Annotated in this window: 8 protein-coding genes; 2 read left to right on the top strand and 6 right to left on the bottom strand. The window is 48.3% G+C overall.

What is annotated here, in order from left to right:
- Positions 1 to 133: 133 nt before the first annotated feature.
- Both yidC and ACTHMC_RS16620 read right to left on the bottom strand, forming a co-directional pair.
- A complete protein-coding gene (gene yidC / locus ACTHMC_RS16625; protein WP_440414712.1) occupies positions 134 to 1,945 on the bottom strand; it encodes a membrane protein insertase YidC in 1,812 nt (603 codons plus the stop codon).
- A gap of 104 nt (positions 1,946 to 2,049) precedes the next feature.
- Entirely contained in the window at positions 2,050 to 3,705 is a 1,656-nt protein-coding gene (locus ACTHMC_RS16620; protein ID WP_440414711.1) for a CTP synthase, read from the bottom strand.
- A gap of 673 nt (positions 3,706 to 4,378) precedes the next feature.
- On the opposite strand from ACTHMC_RS16620, the gene ACTHMC_RS16615 reads away from it, so the two are divergent.
- Positions 4,379 to 5,818: an AAA family ATPase gene (locus tag ACTHMC_RS16615; RefSeq protein ID WP_440414710.1), complete on the top strand. Its 1,440-nt coding sequence runs from the start codon at positions 4,379 to 4,381 to the stop codon at positions 5,816 to 5,818.
- Between the two features lie 21 nt (positions 5,819 to 5,839).
- On the opposite strand, the gene proC is transcribed toward ACTHMC_RS16615, so the two are convergent.
- The 3 genes from proC to purL are packed head-to-tail and all read right to left on the bottom strand — an operon-like array spanning position 5,840 to position 9,908.
- Complete coding sequence (gene proC, locus ACTHMC_RS16610) at positions 5,840 to 6,637, bottom strand: pyrroline-5-carboxylate reductase (protein ID WP_440414708.1); 798 nt, start codon at positions 6,635 to 6,637, stop codon at positions 5,840 to 5,842.
- A gap of 11 nt (positions 6,638 to 6,648) precedes the next feature.
- Positions 6,649 to 7,644, bottom strand: a complete 996-nt coding sequence (gene rfaD, locus ACTHMC_RS16605) for an ADP-glyceromanno-heptose 6-epimerase (protein WP_440414706.1) — start codon at positions 7,642 to 7,644, stop codon at positions 6,649 to 6,651.
- Positions 7,645 to 7,673: 29 nt separating this feature from the next.
- Positions 7,674 to 9,908 (bottom strand): phosphoribosylformylglycinamidine synthase subunit PurL, encoded by a 2,235-nt coding sequence (gene purL, locus ACTHMC_RS16600; protein WP_440414704.1) that lies wholly within the window; start codon positions 9,906 to 9,908, stop codon positions 7,674 to 7,676.
- Positions 9,909 to 9,975: 67 nt separating this feature from the next.
- On the opposite strand from purL, the gene ACTHMC_RS16595 reads away from it, so the two are divergent.
- Positions 9,976 to 10,926: a glycosyltransferase family protein gene (locus ACTHMC_RS16595; RefSeq protein WP_440414702.1), complete on the top strand. Its 951-nt coding sequence runs from the start codon at positions 9,976 to 9,978 to the stop codon at positions 10,924 to 10,926.
- Here ACTHMC_RS16595 and ACTHMC_RS16590 read toward each other — a convergent pair.
- Positions 10,923 to 12,068, bottom strand: a complete 1,146-nt coding sequence (locus ACTHMC_RS16590) for a glycosyltransferase family 4 protein (RefSeq protein ID WP_440414701.1) — start codon at positions 12,066 to 12,068, stop codon at positions 10,923 to 10,925. The genes ACTHMC_RS16595 and ACTHMC_RS16590 overlap by 4 nt on opposite strands.
- Positions 12,069 to 12,081 lie beyond the last annotated feature (13 nt).

The raw sequence follows: 12,081 nt of genomic DNA, 5'->3' as shown, positions 1-12,081 counted from the left end.
ACGCATGCCCATGCAGGTAATTTCGCAGAGCCCAGTCACTGGCCTCTGGCGAGTGACTGGGCTCTGAGTAAATCTGACAAGGAAAAAGGGGTTAACCTCTCGGTTAACCCCTCCTGTTATTTTAAGGCGAAGCTTACTTTCTGCCTTTCGCTTTTTCTTCCTGCATCTTTTTCTGAGCTTCCTGCATTTGCGTCAAGCGCTCCTGCCATTTGCTCTGTGTTTTCGGTTTCTTCCTGTTCTCTTCCAGCTTGGCCAGGATCTTGTCGTGGTCAATGATATAATTCTGTATCACCCACTGCAACAGGAGCGTGATCACGTTGGATACCGTGTAGTACCAGGTGAGGGCCGCAGGCAGGCGGTTGAATACAAAGAAGAGGATGAAAGGGAAGATGTACGGCATGTACTTGAGCGCGGGATTGTTCTGATCCGGCGTCATGTTCATATTGTACAGGGAGATCAGGAAGCTGGTGATCACGGCAGTAAGTGTGAACAAACTGATATGCGTTCCGATACCCCAGATATGTGTTTTCCACTGGAACAGGATATCATATGAAGCCAGGTTATCTGCCCAGAGGAATGATTCACCACGGAGTGCGATGTTTGAGTTGAAGAAGCTGTACAACGCAAAGAAGATCGGGATCTGCAACAGGGCCGGGATACAGCCACCGAGCGGGTTCACCCCTGCTTCGCGGAAGAGCTTCATCTGCTCCATACCTACCGCCTGCTGGTCGTTGCCCAGTCTGGCTTTCATCTTCTCGATCTCAGGACGGAGCGCTTTCATCTTAGCACCGCTCAGGTAGCTGGAGTAAACCAGCGGAGAAGTGATGAGACGGATACAGAGTGTGAGCAGTGCGATCACCAGGCCAAAACTGCCGATGAAACTTCCGAAGAAGTTGAACACAGGCATTACAATGTACTTGTTGATCGGGCGAACGAAGGTGTACATATCACGACCCAGGTTCACCAGTTTGTCCATTTCAGGAGCATCCTGTGCTTTCAGGATCTTGTAATCAGTAGGCCCGAAGTACAGTTGCATAGGCAGCACGGCTGCAGCCCCCAGCGGCAGTTTGGTCTGCAGCGTGGTAGTGGCTTCGGCCAGTACTTTTGAATTGGCGTCTGTATGACGGAACCACCTGATCTCACCGGCAGTGAATTTGTTCTTGCTCACCAGGGTGGTGTTGAAGAACTGCTGGGCTACACTTACCCATTCTACCGGCTTTTCAAACTTATGGTCCGTTTTGGACATGATATAATCGAAGTCGTTATCCTCATAGAAGCAAATAGTAGACTGCTGGCGCTCGTAATCGAGGTCGCTTTCATTCAGCATGGTCTTTGCCTGCCAGGTGAGGTTCACCATTCCGGCGGTAAGCAGTTTGTCTGCTCCGTTCAGTTGTACGTTCCAGTCGATCATGTAAGCGTTCGGCTTAATCACGAAACTGTGCTGGATAGTACCGTTAACGGAAGGCAGCGTGAATACGGCGGTTTGTGAACCGTCTGCATTCTTTGTAACAATACCGGGTGTGAAGAAAAGTTCAGAGGTCTGGCTGGCCTGGTTGGGCGCCACATTCACTCCGTAAGAGATCTTATCGAAGGGGGTACCATTGAGCACTACCAGGGAGCTGTCAGTAAATGATTTGTAATGTTTCAGCTCAACTTTGGCGGGTCTTCCACCTTTGTTGGTGAAGGTGATCTTCAGCACTTCGTTTTCAACAACAGTGAGGGCTTCCACCTGTGGAGCTGCTACATTGCTGTCGATAACGGCCTGTTTTGCGGCAACATCTTTCAGTGCTGCCAGGGAATCTGCCTTGAATTTCACCAGGGAAACAGAGTCTTCGTAACGCTGTTTGGCCATTTGCGCTTCATTGCTGTTCTTGGTGGCAGTAAACAGGTAAACGAATAATAATACGGCAAGTAACACGAAGCCAATCACCGTATTGCGGTCCATATTCATTATACTATCAATTTAGAGGGAGCAAAGATAGGGGTTTTGGCCTGCCGGCAGTCAGAAACCTGCTGGAGGTCTAACTGCCGGAAAACCAGTGTATTTCTTTAGATCATTTCACCTTGCATAGCGGGATTCTTCGCTTCATTCTTCTTTTCGGTGTGGTCTTTGGCCGCAGCGATGAAATGAACGAAGAGCGGATGCGGGTTCTCCACGGTGCTCTTCAGTTCCGGGTGGTACTGAACACCAATGAAGAATGGGTGGTTGGGAAGTTCCACGATCTCTACCAGTCCGCTTTCAGGATTCTTTCCGCTGGCTACCATACCGGCTGCTTCAAACTGAGGGAGGTATTTATTGTTGAACTCCCAGCGGTGGCGATGGCGCTCGCTGATGGTTGTTTTGCCATAGATCTTATGAGCCAGGGAGCCTTCTTTGATGGAACAGTCGTAAGCGCCCAGACGCATGGTACCGCCTTTGGCCGTTACATTCTTCTGCTCTTCCATCAGGTCGATCACCGGATCAGGCGTATTGGGGTTCATCTCTGTGGAGTGCGCCTCTTTCAGGTTGAGGATATCCCGCGCCATTTCAATAACGCTCATCTGCATACCCAGACAGATACCGAAGAACGGCAGGTTCTGCGTACGTGCGTATTTCACGGCAATGATCTTTCCTTCCACACCACGATGACCGAAGCCCGGAGCAACCAGCAGGCCATCGAGGCTGCTCAGTTTCTCTGCCACATTATCTTCTGTGATAAACTCTGAATGCACATTCACTACCTGTACTTTGCACTCATTGATAGCGCCTGCATGAACGAATGCTTCCAGGATGGATTTGTAAGCATCCTGCAGCTCGATATATTTTCCTATAAGGCCGATGGTAACCTGGCTCTTGGGATATTTCAGTTTATCGATGAACTCTTTCCAGCGGTTGAGGTCTGGTTCTTTTGTGAGGGTCTGTGTGAGGTTCAGTTTCTTCATACAGATCACATCCAGTTTTTCGCGCATCATCAGCAGAGGCACTTCATAAATGGTTGGTGCATCCGCTGCTTCGATAACGGCTTCAGACTTCACATTACAGAATTGCGCGATCTTGCGGCGCAGTTCGGGACCGAGTGGTTTTTCCGTTCTGCACACGATGATATCCGGGTGAACACCTTCCTGGCTCAGCATTTTCACGCTGTGCTGGGTGGGTTTCGTTTTTAATTCTTTGGCTGCCTTGAGGTAAGGGATCAGCGTGAGGTGGAGCACCACAGTGTCCTCTTCAGGAAGCTCCCACTGCAGCTGGCGCAGGGCCTCGATGAAGGGTAAGCTCTCGATATCACCTACGGTACCACCGATCTCGGTGATCACGATATCGTATTCTTTGGTCTGGCCAAGCTGCAGCATTCTGCGTTTGATCTCATCCGTTATATGCGGGATCACCTGTACGGTTTTACCGAGGTAGGCCCCTTCCCTTTCTTTATTGATAACGGTCTGATAGATACGGCCGGTGGTTACGTTATTGGCCTGGGAAGTGAAGATATTGAGGAAGCGCTCGTAGTGACCGAGATCCAGATCGGTTTCGGCACCGTCTTCTGTAACATAACACTCACCATGCTCATAAGGATTCAATGTTCCCGGATCCACGTTGATATAGGGATCTAATTTCTGGATGGTGACACGGAGGCCTCTTGCCTGGAGCAATTTAGCCAGCGAAGCTGCAATAATCCCTTTACCTAATGAAGAAGTTACCCCTCCGGTAACAAAAATATACTTGGCCATAATCTATGGTTATCTGTTTACAAATTTCGTCTGGTGTTGTTGAATTTTGGCTGAAATAGGACAGGTATTTATAAAAGCGATCAGCCACATCGAATCCGACGTCCAAATCTTTGTATGATACTTTTGTCTTGATTGACTACCCCATTCCCATTTTGACCAACGGGAATCAAATGAAGAATAATTCCGGGAGGTCATGCAAAGTTACAATTAATTGCCAAGCGGAAAAAATCCTCTTGTGATGAGAGGGGAAAAGATGGGGAGAATTCCGGTTTGAATTTACCTTTTCAAACCAATTACGCTGAAGGAGGTATAGGTAGGCGTATACTGAACGGTTTTAGCTTTAACCAATTTGGAGGGGGATTCAACTTCATTGCCTTTGGCAGAATGGAGGGCTGTAATCAACACAATTTCAACGGCAAGAATAAATAAACTTATCCTATCAGTTTTCATAGATATTGTTGCTTCTGGTTAATTGGGTAAGATATAAACGATGGTTGAGCATGGTTTAGTATTACCGGGGGTAGTGAAAATATACGTAAGGGAATTACGAAGGGTGTAACTACAGGCGTACAATAAGGAAAGTTTTGGCTGAAGATTGACCACAATAACCAGCCAAAATCAGTAAATTTTGCTAGTTTTGGCTGGATATAATAAGTAAAAAAAACATAAACAATTGATTATAAATAAAATAATAGGACGAATAGAAGAGCAAAAAATTCTTCAAGCAAGGCTACAGACCACAGAAGCCGAGTTAATTGCAATTTATGGCCGTCGCCGGGTAGGCAAAACTTATCTGATACGTACTTACTATGAAAAGTCGCTGGTATTTGAATTCACTGGTATCCATTCTGCGAACACAAAAACACAACTCGAAAATTTTAAAGAAATTCTTCAGGCTCTTACAAAGAGTAAAGTCGCTCTCGCCATACCTGCCAATTGGCTCCAGGCATTCAGTATGCTGACAGCATATATCTCAAGCCTCAGAAAAAACCAGCCTGCTGTATTGTTTTTTGATGAATTTCCCTGGATAGAAACACCCAAATCAGGCTTTCTGAAAGCATTTGAGCACTGGTGGAATACCCAGGCATCCAGAATGCCGCATATCAAAGTAGTTATTTGTGGGTCAGCAGCTTCCTGGATGATTGATAAAATTTTAAATAATAAAGGAGGCTTGCACAATCGGGTTACACAAACAATCCGCCTGCTCCCATTCACACTTGGAGAAACAGAAAGCTATTTAAAGAGCCGTAATATCATTCTGGAGAAATACAATTTATTACAGCTTTACATGACAATGGGTGGCATTCCCCATTATCTCCGTAATATCAATCCTGGTGAAAGTCCGGCTCAGATTATCGACAGACTTTGCTTTTCAAAAGATGGTTTCCTGAAAAATGAGTTCAAAAATTTGTATGCCGCCTTATTTAAAAATTCACAACATCATGAAACAGTGATTCGAGTCCTGGCCAATAAAGTTGATGGACTAAACAGGAATGAAATTATTGAGGAATGTGGCTTTACTTCCGGAGGCACAACCACCCATTTACTGAATGAGCTGGAAGAGTCAGGTTTCATTGCCTCCTACGTACCTTTTGAAAAGAAAAAAAACGACAGCGTATATAAGCTCTCCGACGAATACTCCTTATTTTATTTGAAGTTCATTGAAAACGCAAAAGATAATGGATCGGGGGCCTGGCTGAGACAATATAATACAGCAGCATATTCCATTTGGACCGGCTTTGCCTTCGAAGCTGTTTGCCTTAAGCATGTTCTCCCGATACGACGTGCATTGGGCATAGAAGGTGTTCTTACGAACGCTTCCACCTGGAGGCACAATCCGGGAAAGGGAGAGGAAGGAGCACAGATAGATCTATTGTTAGACCGAAAGGATCAATGCATCAATATTTGTGAGATGAAGTTTTCCAATACAGACTTTGTTATCGATAAAAAGTATGCTGCTGAACTCGACAAAAAAGTGAATGTATTCAGAAAAGAAACCAATACAAAAAGTACTTTGTTTCTAACGCTGATCACCACTTTCGGAATAAAACAAAATGAATATTATCTGGGAAGAGTCCAGAATGAAATAGATATGAAAGACTTATTCAATTAGACATATCAGCTATGCCCCCCATTAATCCTTCTGGATCTTATCATAACTCGCCACAATCCCTTTGATCAGCGAGGAGCTGAAGCCCTGGTGCTCCATCTCATTCAGCCCTGCAATAGTGCACCCCTTCGGCGTGGTTACCTTATCTATCTCCTGTTCAGGGTGAGCACCCTTCTTCAGCAATAACTCAGCTGCGCCCTTTACCGTCTGGGCCGCAATCAGGCTGGCTGTGGCGGCATCGAAGCCGATCTGGATACCGCCCTGGATATTGGCGCGGATATACCGCATGGCATAAGCCGTGCCGCAGGCGCCCAGTACAGTGGCTGCATCCATGAGTTTCTCATCGATCCATACCACTCTGCCGAGCTGGTTGAAAAGATCTTCCACATAGTTCACTTGTTCCTGGCCCACTTCATGGGCAGAGAGACAGGTCATGCTTTCCTGAATGGCAATGGCCGTGTTGGGCATGGCGCGGATGATGGCTATTTTTTTATCGAGCGCTTTGAGGATCTGATCGATGGTGATGCCGGTTACAACGGATACCAGCACCTGTTTTCCAGGTTTGAAAACCGGTTGCAGTTTGCCCAGCACATCATTCACCTGGAAGGGCTTTACGGCCAGGATCACCAGGTCTGCAAAGGACACCGCTTCTTCATTATTATCACTCACCAGCACCCCTTTTTCAGCGAGTGCACCCAGCGTTTTGGTATTACGCTTGGTGATGAGGATATGTTCAGGGAGGGAAAAGCCGCTGTTGATCAGCCCTTCCGCGATAGCGGTTCCAAGGTTTCCGCCACCGATGATGGCAATTTTCTGGCTCATTGCAATTCAGTTTAATAGTATTCCCCTGCTGACAGATAATTTCTCACATAATCATCAACCCCATCTTCCAGGGAATAGAAGGGCGCTGAATAGCCGGCCTTTTGAAGCTTGCTCATATTGGCTTCGGTGAAATACTGGTATTTGTCGCGGATATCTTCCGGCATATCAATATACTCAATCTTTGAATGCCTGTCAATGCCCGCAAATGTGGCATTCACCAGGTCTTCAAAAGATCTTGCCTTGCCGGTACCGAGATTGTATAATCCGTTCTCCACTTTGTGTTTGGCGAACCATTGCTCCATCAGCCAGTAGCAGACATTGATCACGTCTTTCACATACACGAAGTCGCGCAACTGCTGACCATCTTTGAAATCCGGGCGATGGCTCCTGAACAGTTTCACCACACCTTTCTCTTCGATCTGGTGATAGCTGTGGAAGATCACGCTGGCCATGCGGCCTTTGTGGTATTCATTAGGGCCGTATACATTGAAGAATTTCAATCCGGCCCAGAATGGCGGCTGGCTGGTTTCTTTCAATGCCCATTTATCGAATTCATTTTTGGAAACACCGTAAGGATTGAGTGGCTGGAGTTTGTAAGGCAGTTCATGATCATCGTCATAACCAAACTCGCCATTGCCATAGGTAGCTGCAGAAGAGGCGTACACAACAGGCACATTGTTGCTTCTGCAATATTCCCAGATCTTCTTTGAATACTCCACGTTGAGGTGCTCATGCACGGAGTAATCAAATTCTGTGGTATCGGTGCGGGCGCCGATATGGAACACGAAACCGATTGTGGGATTATTTTCCTTGAGCCAGTCGAAGAATTCTTCGCGCTCTACTTCAGCGGTCCACTTCTTACCGTCGAGGTTGGGAGATTTGTCTTCCCTTGAAAATTCGTCTACCAGGATGAGGTTGTTGAAACCATGATGGTTCAGGTAGCCTACAAGGCAGCTGCCGATGAAACCGGCAGCGCCTGTAACTACGATACTGATATGCTTATCCATGCGATTTATTTAGGCCGATGGAAAATTATTTAGAGAGCGCTCATGGCGTGTTCAGCTTCGTGGGCCGCCAGGAGGTTGTGAATGGCATTGTCGTATTTCTCCTTCCAGGTATTGATAGGTCCCCATACATTACCGTCCACTTCAATACCGCCTTTGGTAACCACACCCAGCTGTTCAGCAGGATGGTTGCCCAGTGCTTTTTTGAAGGCATCGAGTTTGGCTTCGTTCACACTCACCACTACCCTGCTCTGTGCTTCTCCGAACCAGTAAGCATCTTTGCGGATGCCTGCGTCTGCTGCTTTTACAGCAAAGCCCAGGTTACGGTTGAATGCACTTTCAATAAGGGTGATGAAGAGACCGCCTTCGCTCACATCGTGAGCGGACTCTATCACACCGGCTTTGATCAGCTCAGCCACTTTCTGTTGCAGGGTGAACTCTTCTTCGAGGTCGAAATGCGGAGCAGGACTGAATTCCACACCATGCACCTTATTGAGGTATTCAGATGACCCCAGGTCTGCGCGGCTCTTTCCGATGAGGAAGAGGGTGTCTCCTGCATTCTTGAAGTCAAGGGTCATTTTCTTGTTTACATTATCCAGCAGTCCCACCATACCGATGGTTGGTGTTGGGTAAACAGGACCTTCAGGGTTCTGGTTGTAGAAAGAAACGTTACCGCCTGTTACCGGTGTATCAAACTTACGGCAGGCATCGCCCATACCCTTGATGGCATTTACGAACTGGTAGTAAACTTCCGGATCATAAGGATTACCGAAGTTCAGACAGTTGGTAACACCCAGGGGCTCGCCGCCGCTGCACACGATATTACGGGCAGCTTCAGCAACAGCGATCTGCGCTCCTTTATACGGATCTGCGAACACGTAACGGCTGTTACAGTCTACAGTCAGGGCCAGGCCTTTGTTGGTTGGTTTGGCTACAACCACGGAAGCGTCAGAAGGCGCGTTCGTGGAGGCATTACCGGTACCTACCATGCTATCGTACTGAACATAGATCCAGCGTTTGCTGGCGATGTTGGGGATGGTGATGATCTGCTCTGCCACGCCACGGAGGTCGGTTGGCACCTGTACGCTGTCTGCGTTGAAGGCGGCCACTTTCTGCAGGTAAGCAGGCTCTTTGAATTCACGTGTATATTGGGGAGCGCCGCCGCCGAGCACCAGGGCTTCAGCAGGGATGCTCGCATCCAGTTCTCCGTTCATGTAGAAATTGAGGATACCATCGCCGGTGACTTCGCCGATCACGGAGCAAGGCAGGTCCCATTTCTCGAATACCTGTTCAACCAGGTGCTCTTTTCCTTTCTCCACCACCATCAGCATACGCTCCTGGCTTTCGCTGAGAAGCAGTTCCCATGATTTCATGTTCTTCTGACGGGTAGGCACTTTATCCAGGTCGATGCGCATGCCTACGCCACCTTTGGCGCTCATTTCAGCGGTGGAGCAGATGATACCTGCCGCACCCATGTCCTGCATGCCTACCACGGCTCCGGTCCTGATCACTTCCAGACAGGCTTCGAGGAGTTTCTTTTCCTGGAAGGGGTCGCCCACCTGAACGGCGGGGAGGTCCTGTGCTGATTCAGCGGTAATATCGGCAGAGGCGAAGCTGGCGCCACCGATACCGTCTTTACCGGTAGCGGAACCCACGAACATTACGGGGTTGCCGAGGCCTTCAGCGGTTGCGGAAACGGTCTCACCGATCTTTACGATCCCTGCGCTGAATGCATTCACGAGGGGGTTGGTATGATAACATTGTTCAAAGTAGATCTCGCCGCCTACTGTGGGAACGCCGAAGCAGTTTCCATAGTGGCCGATCCCGTGTACCACTCCGGCCAGCAGATGCTGGGTCTTTGCTTCGGCCAGGTTGCCGAAACGGAGGGAGTTGAGGGATGCGATGGGGCGTGCGCCCATGGTGAAAATATCGCGGTGGATACCACCTACGCCGGTAGCGGCACCCTGGAAGGGCTCGATGGCGGAGGGGTGGTTATGTGATTCGATTTTGAAAACAACGCCGTAGTCGTTGCCGATGTCCATCAGTCCGGCATTTTCCTCGCCAGCCTTTACGAGCATCTTTTTGCCTTCACGGGGCAGGGTCTTCAGCCACTTGATGGAGTTTTTGTAGCTACAGTGCTCGCTCCACATGCCGCTGAAAGCGCATAGTTCATTGAAATTGGGGGTTCGTCCTAATTTTTCTTTTATCAGTTCAAATTCCTCTGCTGTCAGACGCAACTGCTGCGCCGTTTTTACTGTTATTTCCATGAAGTGGTTTTTTGGCCGAGGTGCAAAAGTACGAACCACTATGCAATCTTATTTATAAATTTATCCCTTGTTAGCCCATTCTATGAGGATCGCATTCGTGCATAATAACAAGGCCTATTTGTCTGAGACCGAAGCCTATCGTGGTTTTTTCGGCAGATATGGCATTGATACGGTGCTGGTGAACAAAGAAGAAATAAAAAAGCTCCCCTGCGATGTGGAGTGGCGGTACATGGGAACCGACCTCAGCCCCCGCCGCCGCAACGTGCTCAAGATCCATGAATATACTTCCACTTCCATCCCACCCTGGCGGAAATGGAAGAACCTCAGCAAGAAATGGCTGAATGTGGAACCGGACTATCGCCTCTTCCTGAATGAATACGTAAAAAGAAGCTTTGGTTTTGAGGATGATGTGCCTTCCGGCTTCCGCGATATGGGTATCCCGGATACCTGGCTGCAATATGCTTCCGCCCCCTCCACCGGCGAATTCGATTTTGTGTACCTGGGCGACCTGGGCCCCGTGCGGGAACCGGAGAAACTGCTCGACTGCTTTGCCACCGGCCATCTGAGAGACAGAAGCATCCTGGTGGTAGGAAAAGCCGGCCCCCTGCTTAAGGAAAGATATCAGCAGAGTGGGAATATCAGTTTTATCGGCCCGATCCCTTATGAAGAAGTGCCGCTGCAGCTGAAAAGGGCCAGGTTCGGCCTCAATTTCATGATAGACAAGGAGCCGCTGAACCGGCAGACAAGCACCAAGTTCCTGGAATACCTGGCCGTAGGCCTGCCCGTGGTAAGCACTCAATACCACTGGATCATGGATTTTGAACAACGATATGGTGGAAAATACTGCTATGTGGAACAGGACCTTGCTGACCTGCGCTGGGACCGGGTTTGCGGAATGATCTATGATATTCCGGACCTGCAGAGCTGGACCTGGGAGCAACAGATACGCCAGTCAGGCGTGCTTGATCTGATTGAAGACCATTGGGGAGGCACTTTCGATGACGACCTCAGCTTCTAATCTTCGAGGTCCAGATTCAATGTACTGATATATTCATCGATCACCCTTTCCATCCCGAACTTTTTAGTGATGAGCGAGCGGCCGTTCTTACCCATACGGGCGCGGTCTTCAGCGGGCAGGTTGATCATCTTCTCCATTTTATCCGCCAGGTCAAAAGCATCCTGGCTTTTACAGATATAACCGGTTGAATTGTTCAGCACCACTTCCTTACAGCCACGGTTATACGAAGTAATGATGGGCAGCTCCATACAGGCCGCTTCCATCAGGCATCGGGGGACCCCTTCGTTATAAAAACTGGGGAACACAAAACAATCGGCATGCTCCAGGTAAGGGCGCACATCTTCAGCAAAGCCCCGGTACTGGATCAGTCCTTCCTGCTCCCATCTGCGCAGATCATCCGTGCTGATGGAATCAGGATGATGTGATTCAAAGAACCCGATCAGCTCAAATCGCACGATATAATTCTTCTTCTTTAAGATCCGGGCAGCATCTGCATAAATACCGATACCCTTACTGCGGAGCAGGCGAGTACTCATGATGAAAGTGAATACATCATCTTTCTCCTTACCGGAAGAATAGGAAGGAGAAAAATACCCGGTATTCACCCCTTCGCCTGGTAATACTTTCGCTTTTTCGATATTCACGATCTTTTCCGTGATGAAGATCTTTGCATCTTCATTATTGAGGAACCATACTTCTTTGGTATGGCGAAGCGCCTTCTTATAGAGGAATTTCAGGGTGTAATAAAGCCAGTTACGTTTTGCGAAGGGATAACCGAGACCCGTGATCACAGCCACTGACGGGATCTTCACGGCATGGGCAGCCAGGGAGCCGTAGATATTCGGCTTTGCCACGTAGTGGAAAATGAAATCGGGGCGGTATTGCCTGTACAATTTCTTCAGCTGACGATAGAAGATAAGATCCGAAAATGGATTGGCTGTTTTATTATTGAAATCAATGGGCGCGAACCGGCAACCAGCTTCTTTCAGGTGAACGGAATAATCGTCGTCAGGCGCAAGGATCAGCACATCATATCCCTGGTTCAGCAGACAACAGATCACATCCATCCTGAAATTATAGACAGACCATGCACTGTTGGACACAAATGCAATCAGTTTATTTTTATCGGGATGCCGGGCCATTGTTTGATATTAG

Source organism: Pseudobacter sp. (assembly GCF_051955275.1).
Lineage (GTDB): Bacteria > Bacteroidota > Bacteroidia > Chitinophagales > Chitinophagaceae > Pseudobacter.
Note: the sequence above shows the minus strand (reverse complement) of the source record. Positions and strands in the feature narration are given on the sequence as shown.